18 protein-coding genes are annotated in these 18,016 nt (G+C 67.0%); 8 read left to right on the plus strand and 10 right to left on the minus strand.

Features of this window, described 5'->3' with window-relative positions:
* The first annotated feature begins 192 nt into the window (after window positions 1-192).
* The 3 genes from AC1VVG_RS02490 (at window position 193) to AC1VVG_RS02500 (ending at window position 3,677) form a co-directional block, all read left to right on the plus strand.
* Window positions 193-1,476: an MFS transporter gene (locus AC1VVG_RS02490; protein WP_034187533.1), complete on the plus strand. Its 1,284-nt coding sequence runs from the start codon at window positions 193-195 to the stop codon at window positions 1,474-1,476.
* Between the two features lie 157 nt (window positions 1,477-1,633).
* A complete protein-coding gene (locus tag AC1VVG_RS02495) occupies window positions 1,634-2,239 on the plus strand; it encodes a nitroreductase family protein (RefSeq protein ID WP_034187505.1) in 606 nt (201 codons plus the stop codon).
* A 187-nt stretch (window positions 2,240-2,426) separates the two neighbouring features.
* The gene (locus tag AC1VVG_RS02500) at window positions 2,427-3,677 is read left to right on the plus strand and encodes an Hsp70 family protein (RefSeq protein WP_482835228.1); all 1,251 of its coding nucleotides are present in this window, start codon (window positions 2,427-2,429) and stop codon (window positions 3,675-3,677) included.
* Window positions 3,678-3,779: 102 nt separating this feature from the next.
* On the opposite strand, the gene AC1VVG_RS02505 is transcribed toward AC1VVG_RS02500, so the two are convergent.
* Window positions 3,780-3,983, minus strand: coding sequence for a cold-shock protein (locus AC1VVG_RS02505; protein ID WP_006477070.1), 204 nt, complete (start codon window positions 3,981-3,983; stop codon window positions 3,780-3,782).
* Window positions 3,984-4,402: 419 nt separating this feature from the next.
* Here AC1VVG_RS02505 and AC1VVG_RS02510 point away from each other — a divergent pair, with 419 nt between their 5' ends.
* Window positions 4,403-6,001, plus strand: a complete 1,599-nt coding sequence (locus AC1VVG_RS02510; RefSeq protein ID WP_034187503.1) for an APC family permease — start codon at window positions 4,403-4,405, stop codon at window positions 5,999-6,001.
* Window positions 6,002-6,107: 106 nt separating this feature from the next.
* Here the strand turns inward: AC1VVG_RS02510 and AC1VVG_RS02515 are convergent, their stop codons facing one another.
* From AC1VVG_RS02515 to AC1VVG_RS02545, 7 genes are all read right to left on the minus strand, one after another.
* Window positions 6,108-6,899: a DODA-type extradiol aromatic ring-opening family dioxygenase gene (locus tag AC1VVG_RS02515; protein ID WP_482835229.1), complete on the minus strand. Its 792-nt coding sequence runs from the start codon at window positions 6,897-6,899 to the stop codon at window positions 6,108-6,110.
* Between the two features lie 199 nt (window positions 6,900-7,098).
* A complete protein-coding gene (locus AC1VVG_RS02520) occupies window positions 7,099-7,695 on the minus strand; it encodes a UbiX family flavin prenyltransferase (protein ID WP_034187501.1) in 597 nt (198 codons plus the stop codon).
* Window positions 7,696-7,719: 24 nt separating this feature from the next.
* Window positions 7,720-8,031 carry a Grx4 family monothiol glutaredoxin gene (gene grxD / locus AC1VVG_RS02525; protein WP_006477066.1) on the minus strand — a complete coding sequence of 104 codons (312 nt, stop codon included), beginning with the start codon at window positions 8,029-8,031 and terminating at the stop codon, window positions 7,720-7,722.
* Window positions 8,032-8,098: 67 nt separating this feature from the next.
* On the minus strand, window positions 8,099-8,941 hold the full coding sequence (gene prmC / locus AC1VVG_RS02530) for a peptide chain release factor N(5)-glutamine methyltransferase (protein WP_034187500.1): 843 nt from the start codon (window positions 8,939-8,941) through the stop codon (window positions 8,099-8,101).
* Window positions 8,942-8,948: 7 nt separating this feature from the next.
* On the minus strand, window positions 8,949-10,031 hold the full coding sequence (prfA, locus tag AC1VVG_RS02535) for a peptide chain release factor 1 (protein WP_034187499.1): 1,083 nt from the start codon (window positions 10,029-10,031) through the stop codon (window positions 8,949-8,951).
* A gap of 82 nt (window positions 10,032-10,113) precedes the next feature.
* Complete coding sequence (gene hemA / locus AC1VVG_RS02540) at window positions 10,114-11,412, minus strand: glutamyl-tRNA reductase (protein WP_011350794.1); 1,299 nt, start codon at window positions 11,410-11,412, stop codon at window positions 10,114-10,116.
* 26 nt (window positions 11,413-11,438) lie between these two features.
* Window positions 11,439-12,203 carry a response regulator transcription factor gene (locus AC1VVG_RS02545; RefSeq protein WP_034187498.1) on the minus strand — a complete coding sequence of 255 codons (765 nt, stop codon included), beginning with the start codon at window positions 12,201-12,203 and terminating at the stop codon, window positions 11,439-11,441.
* 171 nt (window positions 12,204-12,374) lie between these two features.
* Between AC1VVG_RS02545 and AC1VVG_RS02550 the strand changes: the two genes are divergently transcribed.
* The 4 genes from AC1VVG_RS02550 to AC1VVG_RS02565 all read left to right on the plus strand — a co-directional run bounded on the left by AC1VVG_RS02550 (window position 12,375) and on the right by AC1VVG_RS02565 (window position 15,700).
* Complete coding sequence (locus AC1VVG_RS02550; RefSeq protein ID WP_482835230.1) at window positions 12,375-12,629, plus strand: hypothetical protein; 255 nt, start codon at window positions 12,375-12,377, stop codon at window positions 12,627-12,629.
* Window positions 12,630-12,647: 18 nt separating this feature from the next.
* Complete coding sequence (locus AC1VVG_RS02555) at window positions 12,648-14,462, plus strand: aminopeptidase P family protein (protein ID WP_034187496.1); 1,815 nt, start codon at window positions 12,648-12,650, stop codon at window positions 14,460-14,462.
* Window positions 14,463-14,528: 66 nt separating this feature from the next.
* Window positions 14,529-15,080 carry a cysteine hydrolase family protein gene (locus AC1VVG_RS02560; RefSeq protein ID WP_034187495.1) on the plus strand — a complete coding sequence of 184 codons (552 nt, stop codon included), beginning with the start codon at window positions 14,529-14,531 and terminating at the stop codon, window positions 15,078-15,080.
* Window positions 15,077-15,700: an HAD family hydrolase gene (locus AC1VVG_RS02565; protein ID WP_482835231.1), complete on the plus strand. Its 624-nt coding sequence runs from the start codon at window positions 15,077-15,079 to the stop codon at window positions 15,698-15,700. Before AC1VVG_RS02560 ends, AC1VVG_RS02565 begins: the two co-directional genes overlap by 4 nt.
* A gap of 137 nt (window positions 15,701-15,837) precedes the next feature.
* Here AC1VVG_RS02565 and ettA read toward each other — a convergent pair whose 3' ends face one another.
* A complete protein-coding gene (gene ettA / locus AC1VVG_RS02570; protein WP_006494122.1) occupies window positions 15,838-17,505 on the minus strand; it encodes an energy-dependent translational throttle protein EttA in 1,668 nt (555 codons plus the stop codon).
* A 186-nt stretch (window positions 17,506-17,691) separates the two neighbouring features.
* On the minus strand, window positions 17,692-18,000 hold the full coding sequence (locus tag AC1VVG_RS02575) for a DUF3761 domain-containing protein (protein ID WP_069705994.1): 309 nt from the start codon (window positions 17,998-18,000) through the stop codon (window positions 17,692-17,694).
* Window positions 18,001-18,016: the final 16 nt, after the last annotated feature.

An 18,016-nucleotide genomic window follows, 5' to 3' on the forward strand; every position in this document is an offset into this window, starting at 1 on the left:
GCTTGACATGTTACCGACTGGTAACTACGATCGCAACACACTTGTGACCGGTCGGTAACAATCGCGCCGGATCGACAGACGAATGCCAAGCGTCGGCCCGGGTCAGCCGACGTTGCAATGCGCGGCGGAGGTGGCCTGATCGGGGCGGAGCAGGTGCGATGGCGCCGGAGCCGCCAACTGGAGAACGCGAAGATGAACTGGGCAGTGACACGAATCAGCGGGCGCTTCCACTACGGATGGCTCGCGGCGGCGGTGGTATTCCTGATCCTGCTGGCGGCAGCCGGCACGCGTGCGACGCCGAGCGTGCTGATGGTGCCGCTCGAGCGCGAGCTCGGCTGGAGCCGGGCGGCGATTTCGCTGGCGATCTCGGTGAACATCGCGCTGTACGGCCTGACGGGCCCGTTCGCGGCCGCCGCGATGCAGCGCTTCGGGCTGCGCCCGACGATCCTCACCGCGCTGGTGACGATGAGCGCGGGCGTCGCGCTGTCGTCGATGATGACGCAGAGCTGGCAGATGGTGGTGATCTGGGGGCTGATGGTCGGCTGCTCGACGGGCGTCGTCGCGCTGACGCTGTCCGCGACCTTCGTCACGCGCTGGTTCCATGCACGGCGCGGCCTCGTGATGGGGATCCTGACCGCGAGCACGGCCACCGGCCAGCTCGTGTTCCTGCCGATGCTCGCGGCGATCGCGCAGCGCCACGGCTGGCGGCCGGTCGTGCTGGTCGTCGCGGTGGCGGCGGCGATCGTGATTCCGCTGGTGGCGTTCCTGTTGCCCGAGCGGCCGGCCGACGTGAAGCTGCGCCCGTACGGCGAGCCGGCCGACGCGCCGCCCGCGCCCGACGCGACGAAGGAGAACCCGCTCGCGGTCGCGTTCCGCACGCTGCTGATGGCGAGCCGTTCGCGCGACTTCTGGCTGCTGTTCTTCAGCTTCTTCATCTGCGGCGCGAGCACCAACGGCTACGTCGGCACGCACCTGATCGCGATGTGCAGCGACTACGGGATGACCGAAGTGCAGGGCGCATCGCTGCTTGCGGCGATGGGGGTGTTCGACCTGTTCGGCACGACGCTGTCGGGCTGGCTGTCCGACCGTTACGACAACCGCGTGCTGCTGTTCTGGTACTACGGGCTGCGCGGGCTGTCGCTGATCTATCTGCCGCATGCGTTCGGGATCGATTTCTTCGGGCTGCCGCTGTTCGCGATGTTCTACGGGCTCGACTGGATCGCGACCGTGCCGCCGACCGTGCGGCTCGCGACCGATGTGTTCGGCAAGGCCGCGGCGCCGGTCGTGTTCGGCTGGATCGTCGCCGGCCACCAGCTCGGCGCGGCGTTCGCGGCGCTCGGGGCCGGGCTGCTGCGCGCGAGCCTCGGTACCTACACGGTCGCTTCGATGATCTCGGGCGGGCTGTGCATCGCCGGCGCGCTGATCGTGCTGCGGATCAACCGCGGCCCGTCGCGCGCGGCCGCGCAGGCGGCCTGATCGCGGTGAACGCGGCCGGCCGCGCAGCCTGCGGCCGGCCAATGCACGCACGGAGATTTGCATAGCGCGGCGGGAGCGGGCGCGCCGCCGCTCAAGCGGGTATGCTTGCGGTTCGCCGGGCGTTCGCGCCCCTTCATCGATGTCAGCGAGGAACCGCATGTCCGTCAAACCTGCTCCCACCACTGTTTCGATTCACGATCTGATCGCAGGCCGCTGGAGCCCGCGTGCCTATTCGGACGAGCCCGTCAGCGCCGGCGATCTGCACGCCGTGCTCGAAGCGGCGCGCTGGGCGCCGTCCGCGTACAACGCCCAGCCGTGGCGTTTCATCGTATTCGATCGCGCGCATGACGAAGACGCATTCAAGCGCGCGTTCGCGACGCTGGTGCCGTTCAACCAGGGCTGGAATGCGCCGGCGCCCGTGCTGATCGCGGTGACCGCGCACACGTTGACGCCGAAGGGCGAGCCGGCACCGACCGCGTCGTACGACGCGGGCGCCGCCGCGATGTCGCTGGTGCTGCAGGCGCATGCGCTCGGCCTCGCGGCCCACCAGATGAGCGGTTTCGATACGAAGGCGTTTCGCGACGCGTTCGCGATTCCGGCCGACGTCGCGATCCTGTCGATCATCTCGCTCGGCCACTACGGCAACGTCGACAAGCTCGATCCGGTGCTGCGCGATCGCGAAAAGGCGCCGCGTACGCGCCATGCGATCGGCGAAGTCGTCTATGCGGGCGCGTGGAAGAAGGGCTTCGACGCGGCAGCCTGACCCCGCAGGCGGCGGGCTGCGTCCTGCATCCCGCCCGTGTGTGTCCCTGGCGCGCCGCGGCGCGCGCCGTCGCCTGCCGCGCCCGCCGCGCGGCACCGGTGGCCCGCCCCGGTTGTGATCCAGCGGGCTTCATGTTAAAAAGCCCGTCCTTTCCGTTTTCGCGCCGGCCCTGCTGCGGCAATTTCCCATGACTTACTGCGCGATCGATTTCGGCACGTCCAATTCCGCCGTGGCGCTGCCCGACGGCGACGGCATGCGCCTCGCGCCCGTCGAGGGCGACCACCTGACGCTGCCCACGGCGATCTTCTTCAACAACGACGAGGAAACGGTCGAATACGGCCGTGCGGCGCTGGCTTCCTATATCGACGGTTTCGACGGCCGGCTGATGCGCTCGATGAAGAGCATCCTCGGCTCGCCGCTCGCGGAGACGACGACCGATCTCGGCGACGGCAGCGCGATCGCGTACACCGAAATCATCGCGCGCTTCCTGACCCACCTGAAACGCAAGGCCGAAGCGCGCGCGGGCGCGCCGATCGGCCGCGCGGTGCTCGGCCGGCCCGTATTCTTCGTCGACGACGATCCGCGCGCCGACCGTCTCGCGCAGGATCAGCTCGCGGCGGCCGCGCAATCGGTCGGTTTCGCGGACGTTCACTTCCAGTACGAACCGATTGCCGCCGCGTTCGACTACGAATCGCGCCAGCAGGCCGAGCGCCTCGTGCTCGTCGCGGACATCGGCGGCGGCACGTCCGACTTCTCGTTGGTGCGCGTCGGGCCCGAGCGGATGGCGCGGCTCGAGCGCAAGGACGACGTGCTGGCGCACCACGGCGTGCACGTCGCGGGTACCGACTACGACCGGCGTGTCGAACTGGCGGCGATCCTGCCCGCATTCGGCTACCGTTCGCTCGACCCGGAAGGGCGCGAACTGCCGAACAAGATCTACTTCGATCTCGCGACCTGGCACCTGATCAACACGGTCTACACGCCGAAGCGGCTCGGCGAGCTGAAGCTGATGAAGCACCTGTACCAGGACGTGCGGCAGTACGACCGGCTCACGAGCGTGGTCGAGCAGCGGCTCGGGCATGCGCTGATGGCGCGCGCGGAAGAGGCAAAGATCGGCGTCGCGGCGGGCGGGGAGACGATGATCGACCTGAGCGACGTGGAAGAAGACCTGCTGATCGCGTTCGACGCCGATCGCCTCGTCGATGCGAGCCGTGACGACACCACACGCATCGTCGACGCCGCGCGCGAGACGGTGCGGCTTGCGGGCATCGCGCCGCGCGAGGTCGGCGCGCTGTACTTCACCGGCGGTTCGACCGGGCTCGCGTTCCTGTCGGGTGCGCTCGCGGGCGCGTTTCCGGAGGCGCAACCGGTATTCGGCGACCGCCTCGCGAGCGTCGCGACGGGCCTCGGCATTCACGCGCAGCGATTGTTCGGTTGAATGGCGGCAGGCGGAAGGGCGTAGCTGCCATCCCGCATCGGCGCCCAAAAACAAAAAGCCCCGCCGAAGCGGGGCTTTTTTACACGAATTATCGCGCCAAGCTTAGACCGGACGGATGTTCGCAGCTTGCAGACCCTTCGGGCCCGTCTTCACTTCGAATTCAACCTTCTGGTTTTCTTGCAGCGTCTTGAAGCCTTCGACGCGGATTTCCGAGAAGTGCGCGAACAGATCGTCGCCGCCGCCTTCCGGGGTGATGAAGCCGAAGCCCTTTGCGTCATTGAACCACTTGACGGTACCGGTTGCCATGTTACTTGTTCCTAAAAAGATAAAACGGGGCCGAAGCCCATGGGGTGCGGAAAATCAAGGAAGGGGTAATAGGACCACCGGAGTACCGTTGATGGGCGAACTACGAAAGAACCAATTCACTCGCCACCTGAAATCCTGCGAAGTCCTTTATACGGCTAATCGCGCTCATGGTCAACCGTATTCCCATGCTCTCAGGGTTATTGCGTATATCAGGTTTACAAAGCTTGCAGGCGATGCGAATTTTTTGTAGGGGCCGAACGATTTTGGCGGCACGTTCGAGGTGCAACCGTTAAACTACGCGCCGCGCGGACGGGTTGCCCCGATCGGATGACTCGTCCCCCCAAGAATGCGTGCGCGGTGCTGTCCGAGCCGATCCCGGACCGCGGGCCGACCATGCTTTTTGAGACACAGGAGAGGATGTGAAGAGTTCTATTCAACGGAACATCGGCCCGTTTGCATTGATGCTGACGGGGCTGGGTTCGATTATCGGCTCGGGCTGGCTGTTCGGTGCCTGGAAAGCCGCGAAGATCGCCGGTCCGGCGGCGATCTGCGCATGGATCATCGGTGCGGTCGTGATTCTTGCGATTGCACTGACGTACGCCGAACTGGGCGCGATGTTCCCCGAGTCGGGCGGCATGGTGCGCTACGCGCGCTACTCGCACGGTTCGCTGGTCGGTTTCATCAGCGCATGGGCCAACTGGATCGCGATCGTTTCCGTGATCCCGATCGAGGCCGAAGCGTCGATCCAGTACATGAGTACGTGGCCGTATCCATGGGCGCATGCGCTGTTCGTGAACGGCGAGTTGACGACACCCGGCCTGCTGCTGTCGGCCGTGCTGGTCGTCATCTACTTCATGCTGAACTACTGGGGCGTGAAGGCCTTTGCACGGGCGAACACCGCGATCACGATCTTCAAGTTCCTGATCCCGGGCGCCACGATCCTCGGCCTGATGCTGACGAGCTTCCATTCGGAGAACCTCGGCACCGCGTCGAATGCGAGCTTCGCACCGTATGGCTGGTCGGCCGTGCTGACCGCGGTCGCGACGAGCGGCATCGTGTTCGCGTTCAACGGTTTCCAGAGCCCGGTGAACCTGGCGGGCGAAGCGCGCAATCCTTCGCGCAGCGTGCCGTTCGCGGTGATCACGTCGATCCTGATCGCGCTCGTGATCTACGTGCTGCTGCAGATGGCGTACATCGGTTCGGTGAATCCGGCTGACGTCGCGCAGGGCTGGGCGCACTTCAATTTCTCGTCGCCGTTCGCGGAACTCGCGATCGCGCTGAACCTGAACTGGCTCGCGATCCTGCTGTACATCGACGCGTTCGTCAGCCCGAGCGGCACCGGCACGACCTACATGGCGACGACCACGCGGATGATCTACGCGATGGAGCGCAACAACACGATGCCGAAGATGTTCGGCAACGTGCACCCGATCTACGGTGTGCCGCGCCAGGCGATGTGGTTCAACCTGCTCGTGTCGTTCGTGTTCCTGTTCTTCTTCCGCGGCTGGAGCTCGCTCGCGGCGGTGATCTCGGTTGCAACGGTGATCTCGTACCTGACCGGCCCGATCAGCCTGATGGCGCTGCGCCGCGCGGCGACCGACATCGAGCGCCCGCTGTCGATCCCGCTGATGAAGCTGATCGCACCGTTCGCGTTCGTGTGTGCGTCGCTGATCCTGTATTGGGCGAAGTGGCCGCTCACGGGCGAAATCATCCTGCTGATGATCGTCGCACTGCCGGTGTACTTCTACTTCCAGGCGAAATCGGGCTGGACCGGCTGGGGCGCCGACCTGAAGGCTGCCTGGTGGCTGGTCGCGTACCTGCCGACGATGGCCGTGCTGTCGCTGATCGGCAGCAAGGAATTCGGCGGTCACGGCTACCTGCCGTACGGCTGGGACATGCTGATCGTCGCGGCGATCTCGCTGGTGTTCTACTTCTGGGGTGTGAATACCGGTTACCGGACCCAGTATCTCGACGAGCGCGAGTCGCACGACGAGATCCTCGAAGGGGTCGGTGCCTGACGCATGACCTGTCGCCGGATTCGGCGGCGGCGGGAAGCAGCGGAAAAAGCCCGCCCGAGCGATGCTCGGGCGGGCTTTTTGTTTGCGTCGGCGAAGGCGTCGCGGCTCAGGCGTTGGTGCTCGCGAACACGTAGTTCGTCATCGCGAGCACGCGCTGGTAGGTGCCGAGCGACTGGATGCCGAGCTGGTAATCGTCGTCCGCCGCGCCGAGCGCCGTGAAGACCGGCAGCAGATGCTCGTCGGTCGGATGCATCAGCACCGCGTGCGGCGCCTGCCGGCGGTAGTCGAGCAGCGCATCGACATCGCGCGCGGCGAGCTTCGCCTCGAACCAGTCGGTGAATTCCGCGACGCGCGGGTCCGCATCCTCGGGCGCGGCACCGAAATCGGCCGCACGCAGGTTATGCGTGATCTGGCCCGAGCCGATCACCATCACGCCTTCGTCACGCAGCGGCCGCAGCGCACGGCCGAGCGCGAAGTGGTGCGCCGCATCCGCGCGCGGCTGGATCGACAGCTGCGCGACTGGCACATCCGCCTCCGGGAACATCAGCAGCATCGGCACCCACGCGCCGTGGTCGAGGCCGTGCTCGGTCGTCGCGGTCGCGATGCCGGCCGCATTCAGCAGCGTGGCCGCGCGTTCGGCGACGTCGGGCGCGCCCGGCGCCGGATAGCGGATGTCGTACAGCGCCTGCGGGAAACCGTAGAAATCGTGAATCGTTTCCGGATGCGCGGCGACGCTCGCAAGCGGCCGTTGCGTGCCCCAGTGCGCGGACAGCATCAGTACCGCGCGCGGGCGCGGCAATTCGGCGCCGAGATGCGTGAATGCGCCGGACGGCAGCGTCGGGTCGATCGGCAGCGTCGGGGCGCCGTGGGACAGATACAGCGAAGGCAAGCGGTTCATGGTGGTGGCCTGCAAAAAGGGTTTGCCTGTGACTATAGGCGCGCACCGCGTATTGATAAATCCGCGTGGCGGAATTTGATTGACGCTTGGTTGTTGATAATCGTCGCAACGTAATGCGTGACGGTGTGCGAAATCGTCAGTACGCGTGCAATCGAGTGAATTGCCGTGAAAATCGGCGAAGATGGGCGAAGAAGGGGGCTTACTGCGCGTGCCGGATGCCGGCCCAGGGTGTCGTCTGCGGCGCGCTGAGCGCGAACAGGTCGAGGACGCGCGTGACGGTCTGGTCGACGAGTTCCTCGATCGTCTTCGGCATCGCGTAGAACGCGGGCAGCGGCGGAAAGACGATGCCGCCCATCTCGGTGACGGCGGTCATGTTGCGCAGATGCGCGAGGTTGAACGGCGTTTCGCGCACCATCAGCACGAGACGGCGGCGTTCCTTCAGCGTGACGTCGGCCGCGCGTGTGATCAGGTTGTCGGACAGCCCGTGCGCGACGCTCGCGAGCGTCTTCATCGAACAGGGTGCGATCACCATCCCGTCGGTCGCGAACGAGCCCGACGCGATCGTCGCACCGACGTCGCGCACCGAGTGCACGACGTCCGCTCGGCGTTCGACCTCGGCCTTCGGCAGCTTCAGTTCATGCTGGATGTTGAGCCAGCCGGCGTTCGAAATCAGCAGGTGCGTTTCGACGCCGCCCGCGGCGCGCAGCAGATCGAGCAGCCGGACGCCGTAGATCGCGCCGGTGGCGCCGGTGATCGCGACGATCAGCCGGCGTGGCGGCGCGCTGGGAGAGGCCATCGAAAGGGCAGCGGCTGCCGCGTGTCAGGCGGCGGCGAACAGTTGCTGCAGTTCGCCCGACTGGTACATCTCCATCATGATGTCCGAGCCGCCGATGAATTCGCCCTTCACGTAGAGCTGCGGAATGGTCGGCCAGTTCGAGAATGCCTTGATGCCCTGGCGGATTTCGTCGTCTTCCAGCACGTTGACCGTCTTGAACTGGTCGACGCCGCAGGCTTTCAGCACCTGCACGGCGCGGCCCGAGAAGCCGCACATCGGGAATTGCGCGTTGCCCTTCATGAAGAGCACGACCTGGTTTTCGTCGACGATTTGCTTGATGCGTTGTTGGGTGTCCATGACTGACCTTGCGTTTGCGGGGCGTTAGATCGAAATGATAGCGGATTTCAACCGGGCGAGCCGGGCGTCAGCCCGGCCGCCGGCCGCCTGTCGTGCGTTCGATCGAGGCGAGATCGGCTAGCGATTCGACCGCGACGAAGCCGTGCGAGGCGAGAATGTCGCGGACGGCTTCGGCCTGATCGTAGCCGTGCTCGATCCAGAGCGTGCCGCCTGGTTTCAAATGGGCGCCGGCGCCCGCGACGATCGTGCGGATCGCGCTGAGGCCGTCGGCGTCGTCGGTGAGTGCGCCGCGCGGCTCGAAACGCAGGTCGCCCTGCGCGAGATGCGGATCGTGCTGCGCGATGTACGGCGGGTTGCTGACGATCGTGTCGAACACGAGCGCCGGATCGAGCGCCGCGTACCAGTCGCTCTGCAGCCACTGCAGCGGGCCGCCGGGGCGGCCTGCGTCGAGCAGCTTGCCTGCGTTGCGCTGCGCGACGACCAGCGCGGCCGGCGAGCGATCAAGCGCCCACACGCGTGCATCGGGGCGCTCGGCGGCGATCGACACGGCAATCGCGCCACTGCCGGTGCCGAGATCGAGCACGGCCGGATGCGGCAGCCCGTCGATCGCATCGAGCGCGGCTTCGACGAGCAGTTCGGTTTCGGGGCGCGGGATCAGCACGTCGGGCGTCACGTCGAACGGGCGGCCGAAGAACTCGCGGATCCCGACCAGTTGCGCGACGGGTTCGCCGGCGACGCGGCGCGCTTCGAGCGCGCGGTAGCGTTCGACCGCGGCCGCATCGAGCGGCGCATCGCCGCGCGTGATCAGCTGTGTGCGGGTCCAGCCGAGCGCGTGCGCGAGCAGCACGCGTGCGTCGACCGCGTCGAGCGGTGACGCGCGCAGCAATTCGGCGGCGGTGGTGTCGGGCATCGCGGCCTCAGTCGGCTTCGCCGAGCGACGCGAGCAGCTCGGCCTGGTGCTCGCTGACGAGCGCGCCGATCAGTTCGTCGAGATCGCCGTCCATGATCGCCTCGAGCCGGTACAGCGTCAGGTTGATCCGGTGGTCGGTCATCCGGCCTTGCGGAAAGTTGTACGTGCGGATCCGTTCGGAACGGTCGCCGGAGCCGATCAGGCTCTTGCGCGTCGCGGCTTCCTTCGCGTGCTGCTCGTGATACTGCTTGTCCTTGATGCGCGCGGCGAGCACCTTCAGCGCGCGGTCCTTGTTCTTGTGCTGCGAGCGGTCGTCCTGGCATTCGACGACGATCCCGGTCGGGATGTGCGTGACGCGCACCGCCGAATCGGTCTTGTTGATGTGCTGGCCGCCCGCGCCGGATGCGCGGAACGTGTCGATCCGCAGGTCGGCCGGGTTGATCTCGACTTCGCCGATTTCGTCGGCTTCCGGCATCACCGCGACCGTGCACGCGGACGTATGGATGCGCCCCTGTGTCTCGGTCGCCGGCACGCGCTGCACGCGATGGCCGCCCGATTCGAACTTCAGGCGCGAAAACGCGCCCTGGCCCGCGATCCGCACGATCACTTCCTTGTAGCCGCCGAGATCCGACGCGCTCTCCGACATCATTTCGACCTGCCAGCGCTGGCGTTCCGCGAAGCGCAGGTACATGCGCAGCAGGTCGCCCGCGAACAGCGCCGATTCGTCGCCGCCCGTGCCCGCGCGGATTTCGAGGAAGATGTTGCGATCGTCGTTCGGATCCTTCGGCAGCAGCATCTTCTGCAGCTCGGTCTCGAGGCGCGCCATATCGTCGCGCGCGCTGCGGATTTCGTCTTCGGCGAAGTCCCGCATCGACGGGTCGGCGAGCAGTTCCTGCGCGGCCTTCTCGTCGCTGCGCGACTGGCGCCACAGCGCGTATTGCTCGACGACCGGGCCGAGTTCCGCATGTTCACGCGTCAGCTTGCGGTACTGGTCGAGGTCGGCCGTGACGTTTTCGCGGCTCAGCAGGTCGTTCAGTTCGGCCAGCCGTGTGGACAGCTGGTCGAGCTTGCGTTGCATGCTCGTTTTCATGGTGTGGAGCGGCGCTCCCGGGCAAGGGGTATTCGGAAAGGATAGGCCGGCGCGGGGCCGGCGGCAGGGCGACCGGGCGGCGCTAGTGGCCGGACTGGTCGTTCGAGCGCGGCGCGTGCTGGTAGAAGCCGCGCATCAGGTCGATCAGCGAATCGCGATCGGCGCCGTTCACGCGGTTGAGCGCGCTCGTCGGGCCGTGGATCAGCTTGTTGGTCAGCGCCTGCGACAACGCCTCGAGTACGGCGGCCGGATCGTCGCCGCGTGCGAGCAGTTTCTGCGCCTTGTCGACTTCGGCGCGGCGCAGCGCGTCGGCCTGCGTATGCATGTGACGAATCACCGGCACGACGCTGCGCGTGTCGAGCCATTGCATGAAATTCTGCACGCGCGTCTCGATGATCGCTTCGGCCTGCGCGACCGCGGCCTGGCGCGACGCGTTGCCTTCGCGCACGATCGCGCCGAGATCGTCGACGGTGTAGAGGAACACGTCCTTCAGCTTGCCGACTTCGGGCTCGATGTCGCGCGGCACCGCGAGGTCGACCATGAAGATCGGGCGGTGGCGGCGTGCCTTCACCGCGCGCTCGACCGCGCCGAGGCCGATGATCGGCAGCGTCGATGCGGTGCACGACACGATGATGTCGAATTCGTGCATGCGGGTCGGCAGGTCGGCCAGCGGCATCGCGCGGCCGTTGAAGCGTTCGGCGAGCCGCTGGCCGCGTTCGGCCGTGCGGTTCGCGACGACGAGTTCGCGCGGGCCTTGCGCGGCGAAGTGCGTCGCGCACAGCTCGATCATCTCGCCGGCGCCGATGAACAGTACGCGCTGATCCGACACCTTTTCGAAGATCCGCTGCGCGAGGCGCACCGCGGCGGCGGCCATCGACACCGACTGCGTGCCGATTTCGGTCGTGCCGCGCACTTCCTTCGCCACCGCGAACGTGCGCTGGAACAGCTGGTTCAGATAGGTGCCGAGCGCGCCGGCTTCCGTCGCGGTGCGGACCGCGTCCTTCATCTGGCCCAGAATCTGGGTTTCGCCGAGCACCATCGAATCGAGGCCGGACGCGACGCGGAATGCATGCCGGACCGCTTCCGACTGCGGCAGCGCGTACACATGCGGGGCGAGCTCGTCGACCGGAATCCGGTGATACTCCGACAGCCAGCGGACCGCGCCTTCGCGCGCCGCGCGATCGTCGGTCGCGCAATACAGTTCGGTGCGGTTGCAGGTGGAGAGGATCGCCGCTTCGGGCGTATTGGGTGCCTGGGGGCCGAGAAACACGTTCTTGAACGTGACGAGAGCCGGCTTGATCTGCTCGAGCGGAAACGCCACGCGTTCGCGCAAGGCGACAGGCGCAGTGTGGTGATTGATTCCGATCGTGAGGAGTTGCATATCGAGGGCTATCGTTTGGCCCCATATTATAGCGTTTCAGCGATTTCCTCACTCGCGGCATACCGGGCATCAGCGTGGCGGGGCCGGGAATTTGGGGGTTCGATCGGCACGCGGTCGAGCTGATAGCCGTAGCCGTAGAGCGGCAACAGCCGGTAGCCGCGCTCCGGGAGCAATTGCAACTTGCTGCGCAGCCGGGATGCGTGCGTATCGAGCGTGCGCGACTTCATGTCGCGGCGGCGCCCCCACACGGTTTCGAGGATATGGGCGCGCGACACGGGCCGCGACAGGTTCGTGAACAGCAGCTGGGCGAAACGGAATTCCTTGGGCGTCAGTGAAACGATTGCGTTGCCGAAGCGCACGAGGTCGTGCGTTGCGTCGAATGCATATTCCCCATACATTTCGCGCGAGCGGGTCGGCGGCCGGCGTACGCCGGCGCGCCGGCTCAGTGCGTTGACGCGCGCAAGCAGCTCGGGGCCGCTCACGGGCCGCGCGAGGCAATCGTCGGCGCCCGCGTGCAGGCACGAGACGATTTCGCTTTCGCGCGGCGACTGCATCACCGCGATGGCCGGCAACCCGGGCAGGACCGTCTGCGCGCGCGGAATGACTTCCTCGGCGGGCTGATCGCCGGCCCAGTGGCCGGTGATCAGCATGTCGCAGGTGTTGTCGGCCGCGAGCCACGCGAAGAAGGCGGTGCTGGACGGAAACGCGTGGCACACGTGACCGCCCGCGAAGAGCAGCCGGTTCAGGAGCGCGGCGCGACGCGACTCGGGATCGATCAGAGCGATTCGCATGAGAGTTTCTTCATTACGGTAGCCGGTGCGCGCTTGCCATAACGTCGAGTCGGCCCCTACACTCGAACGTTCGCGGCACCCGGCTGGTCTCGGGTTCGATGGATGAATCGATGCTAGCCGCTGGTAACGTTCACGCCTATGGGACGAATCTGAATTTATAGAAGGCGTCGAATGAACTGGTTTGGAATCATTGTCCTGGGAGCGGCCGTCGGGCTGTTCGGCCGCGGGCTGCATCCGATGCGGCGCACGAGTCGGCCGGCGTGGTGGATCGCGGTGCTCGCCGGCATCGTCGGTGCGGCCGCCGCCCGCATGGCCGGCAATCTCTCGGGACTGTTTTACGATGGCGAGACGCTCGAATGGCCGGTCTGCACCGGCGTCGCGTTCCTTGCCGTAGCCGTGACGGTCGCGCTGTCGGCCCGTCGCTGAATGCTCTCAGGTGAAATCATGAATGCCCGTCTTCCCGAAGTCTCGCCGGTGCCGGCCCGCCTTGCGCTGTTGCGCGGTGCCATGGCCCGCGAGGACCTGGCCGCCTATCTCGTGCCGTCCGCCGATCCCCATCTGTCCGAGTATCTGCCCGAGCGCTGGCAGGCGCGCCGCTGGCTGTCCGGCTTCACGGGCTCGGTCGGCACGCTGGTCGTGACCGCGGATTTCGCGGGGCTGTGGGTCGACAGCCGCTACTGGGTGCAGGCCGACGCCGAGCTGGCCGGCACGGGCGTGCAGCTGATGAAGATGACGGGCGGCCAGCAGAGCGCGCCGCATGTCGACTGGCTGGCGCAGAACGTGCCGGCCGGCGCGACGGTCGGCGTCGACGGCGCGGTGCTCGGCGTCGCGGCGGCGCGCGGGCTGACGGCCGCGCTGAGCGCCCGCGGCATCGCGCTGCGCACCGATCTCGACCTGCTCGACGCGATCTGGCCGGAGCGGCCGGGGTTGCCCGGCGACGCTGTGTTCGAGCACACGGCGCCGCAGGCCGACACGACGCGCGCGAGCAAGCTGGCCGAGGTGCGCCGCGCGATGCACGCGCAGGGCGCGCAGTGGCATTTCGTGTCGACGCTCGACGATCTCGCCTGGCTGTTCAACCTGCGCGGTGCCGACGTCAACTTCAATCCCGTGTTCGTTGCGCACGCAATGATCGGCGCCGATCGCGCGACGCTGTTCATCGCCGACGGCAAGGTGTCGCCGGCGCTGGCCGAGTCGCTCGCGCGGGACGGCGTCGACGTCCGTGCGTACGGCGACGCGCGCGCGTCGCTCGCGGCGCTGCCCGCCGGCGCGACGCTGCTGATCGACCCGCGCCGCGTGACGTTCGGCACGCTCGAGGCCGTGCCGGCCGGCGTGAAGCTCGTCGAGGCGGTGAATCCGTCGACGTTCGCGAAGTCGCGCAAGACGTCCGCCGAGATCGAACACGTGCGCGTGACGATGGAACACGACGGCGCCGCGCTCGCGGAATTCTTCGCATGGTTCGAGCAGGCCGTGAACCGCGAGACGATTACCGAGCTGACGATCGAGGAGAAGCTCACGGCCGCACGCGCACGGCGCCCCGGCTACGTGTCGGCGAGCTTCGCGACGATCGCGGGCTTCAACGCGAACGGCGCGATGCCGCACTACCACGCGACCCGCGAGTCGCACGCGACGATCGCCGGCGACGGCCTGCTGCTGATCGATTCGGGCGGCCAGTACATGACGGGCACGACCGACATCACGCGCGTCGTGCCGGTCGGCACCGTCAGCGACCTGCAGCGGCGCGATTTCACGATCGTGCTGAAATCGATGATGGCGCTGTCGCGCGCACGCTTCCCGCGCGGCATCCGCTCGCCGATGCTCGACGCGATCGCGCGCGCGCCGATGTGGGCGGCCGGGCTCGATTACGGCCACGGCACCGGGCATGGCGTCGGCTATTTCCTGAACGTGCACGAAGGCCCGCAGGTCATCTCGCACTACGCGCCGGCCGAGCCGTACACGGCGATGGAAGAAGGCATGATCACGTCGATCGAGCCTGGCGTATACCGTCCGGGCCAGTGGGGCATCCGGATCGAGAACCTGGTCGTGAACCGCGCGGCCGGAAAGACGGAGTTCGGCGATTTTCTCGCGTTCGAGACGCTGACGCTGTGCCCGATCGACACGCGCTGCGTGCTGATCGAGATGCTGCACGACGAGGAACGCGCATGGCTGAACACGTATCACGCGACGGTGCGCGAGCGCGTCGGCAGGCACGTGAGCGGCGATGCGAAAGCGTGGCTCGACGCGCGCACGCAGCCGATCTGACGCCGCCGGCGGCAACGGCCGGACCATAAGCCGACATAAGCCGAACGACAGAACCGAGGGCAAGCCATGACGGACACCGCAGTGATCGTGATCGACATGCAGCGCGGGCTGGTGGAGCGGGCGCGGCCTGCCTACCGGCTCGACGAGGTCGTGTCGGGCATCAACCGGTTGACGGCGGCCGCGCGCGCGGCCAACGCGCCCGTCTGTTTCGTGCAGCACGACGGCGATGCGGACGACGACATCGTGCCCGGCACGCCGGGCTGGGAGCTGCATGCGGGGCTGGTCGTCGGCGGCGACGACTGGCGCGTGCGCAAGCAGGTGAGCGATTCGTTCCACGACACGCCGCTCGCGGCGCAGCTCGATCGGCACGGCATCCGTTCGGTGCTGATCTGCGGTTATGCGACGGAGTTCTGCGTCGATTCGGCCGCGCGCCGCGCCGCGCTGCTCGGCTACCGGACGACCGTCGTGTCCGACCTGCACACGACGAACGAGCGTGCGCACCTGTCGGCCGCGCAGATCGTCGCGCACCACCACTTCATCTGGAACAACAACTCGCTGTCGGGCAACGCGGTGACGCCGCGTCCGCTCGCGGAAGTCCTTGCTGCGGAGTTTGCATGACGATCAAGGCCGTGGTGTTCGATTTCGGCGGCGTGCTGATCGACTGGAGCCCCGAGTACCTTTACCGTGAGCTGATTCCAGACGAAACCGAGCGTCGCTGGTTTCTCACGCACGTGTGCGCGATGGACTGGGTGATCCGCCAGGACGGCGGGCAGATGATCGAGGAAGGCACGGCCGAGCTCGTCGCGAAGTTTCCGGAGCACGAGGCGCTGATCCGCGCGTTCTATGCGCGCTGGCACGAGATGATCCGCGGCGTGCTGGAAGAGGGCGCCGCGCTCGTCGACCGGCTGGACGCGCAGGGGATGCCGCTGTTCGGCTTGACGAACTGGTCCGCGCAGACGTTTCCGTACGCGTGGGACAACTTCCCGGTGCTGCGGCGATTCAGGGACATCGTCGTGTCGGGCCGCGTGAAGCTCGTGAAACCCGATCCGGCGATCTATCGCGAGATGCATGCGCGGATCGTGCCGCACCTGCCGGGTATCGCGCCGCACGAGCTCGTGTTCATCGACGACAACGCGAAGAATGCGCAGGCCGCGACGGCGCTCGGCTGGCACGGCATTCATCACACGAGCGCGGCGGCGACCGAGGCACGGTTGCGTGAACTGGGCGCGCTCGCGTAAGCGACAGCGGGCGACCGCGCGGCGATAAAAAAAGCGGGCCACGGGCCCGCTTTTTCGTTCTGCCGATCCGGAGGCGGCCGCCTCGGGCATTCGGCCTCGCGTTGCCGCGGTGCCGGATGCCCAGGCCGGCGTGCCGGTCAGCGGCTGATCGGCTTGTAGCGCAGACGCTTCGGCTTCGCGGCTTCCTCGCCGAGGCGCGCACGCTTGTCGGCTTCGTACTCCTGGTAGTTGCCGTCGAAGAACGTGACCTGCGAATCGCCTTCGAACGCGAGGATGTGCGTCGCGATCCGGTCGAGGAACCAGCGATCGTGCGAGATCACCATCACCGAGCCCGCGAATTCGAGCAGCGCGTCTTCCAGCGCGCGCAGCGTTTCGACGTCGAGGTCGTTCGACGGTTCGTCGAGCAGCAGCACGTTGCCGCCCGAGATCAGCGTCTTCGCGAGGTGCAGACGGCCGCGTTCACCGCCGGACAGGTTGCCGACGATCTTCTGCTGGTCGCCGCCCTTGAAGTTGAAGCGGCCGATGTACGCCCGCGACGGCGTTTCGTACTTGCCGACCGTCAGCACGTCGGCGCCGCCCGAGATTTCCTCGAACACCGTCTTCGAGCCGTCGAGCGCGTCGCGGCTCTGGTCGACGTACGCGAGCTTCACCGTCGGGCCCATCACGACTTCACCCGAATCCGGCTGTTCCTTGCCCGTGAGCATCTTGAACAGCGTCGACTTGCCGGCGCCGTTCGGGCCGATGATGCCGACGATCGCGCCGGCCGGAATCTTGAAGCTCAGGTTGTCGATCAGCAGGCGGTCGCCGAACGACTTGCTGACGTTCTTGAACTCGATCACTTCATTGCCGAGGCGTTCGCCGGCCGGAATGAAGATTTCCTGCGTTTCGTTGCGCTTCTGGTATTCCTGGCTGCTCAGTTCCTCGAAGCGCGCGATACGCGCCTTCGACTTCGCCTGACGGCCCTTCGGGTTCTGGCGCACCCATTCCAGTTCCTTCTTGATCGCCTTCTGGCGTGCCGATTCCGATGCTTCTTCCTGCTTCAGGCGCTCTTCCTTCTGGTCGAGCCAGCTGCTGTAGTTGCCCTTCCACGGAATGCCGTGGCCGCGGTCGAGTTCGAGAATCCACTCGGCTGCGTTGTCGAGGAAGTAGCGATCGTGCGTCACGGCGACGACCGTGCCGGGGAAGCGCACCAGGAACTGCTCGAGCCAGTCGACCGATTCGGCGTCGAGGTGGTTGGTCGGTTCGTCGAGCAGCAGCATGTCCGGTTTTTCGAGCAGCAGCTTGCACAGCGCGACGCGGCGCTTTTCACCGCCCGACAGATGCTCGATCTTCGCGTCCCAGGGCGGCAGGCGCAACGCGTCGGCCGCCACTTCGAGCTGCTGCTCGGGGCTGCCGCCGTCGCTCGACGCGAGGATCGCCTCGTACTTCGCCTGCTCGGCCGCGAGTGCGTCGAAATCGGCGTCCGGTTCCGCGTAGGCCGCGTAGATTTCTTCCAGCTTCTTGTTGGCCTGGAACAGGTCGCCGAGGCCTTCCTCGACGGCTTCGCGCACGGTCTTCGTCGGATCGAGCTGCGGTTCCTGCGGCAGGTAGCCGATGTTCAGGTTCGGCATCGGCGTGGCTTCGCCCTCGATGTCCTTGTCGACGCCCGCCATGATGCGGATCAGCGTCGACTTGCCCGAGCCGTTCAGGCCGAGCACGCCGATCTTCGCGCCGGGAAAGAACGACAGCGAGATGTCCTTCAGGATCTGGCGCTTGGGCGGCACGATCTTGCCGACCCGGTTCATCGTGAAAACGTATTGGGCCATTTCGGTGTGAAAGTCAGAAGTGGTTGAGACGGCCGCGCAGCGTGCGGGCGTGGCGGCGTCGGGTGATTCGGTACGGAGCGTGCCGCGCGGGGCGCGGCGGCGGCGCCGCGTGTCGGCGGCGCGAACGCGTATTGTACTTCGCCACCGGCTGCCGCTGGCGCCGCGCAGCCGTCCGGATGCGTCGCGTTACAGCCACGCGGCGACGCCGCCGTGCCCCGAGCACGTGCCGCGTCGATGGCGGCTGAAGCTGTACGTGCCGTCGCGGCAGCGCGCGCTCGCCCCGTCCGGCACGCGGCCCGATTTCGAATGCGCGGGCGCGTGCACGGTCTCGCCGTCGCGGTTGCGATACGTGTCGTGACGGTCGAGATCGGCTTCGTTGCCGTAGCCGGGCGATGCGCGGTACGCGTGTGCGGGGTGGGGCAACGCGGCGCAGGTGACAAGGAAGACGGCGGACAGTGCCGCGATGCGTGTCGCGCGGCGGAACAGGGCAGGCATGGTCTCTCCCGGTCGG

The sequence above is a fragment of the Burkholderia sp. L-4 genome, from assembly GCF_056856535.1.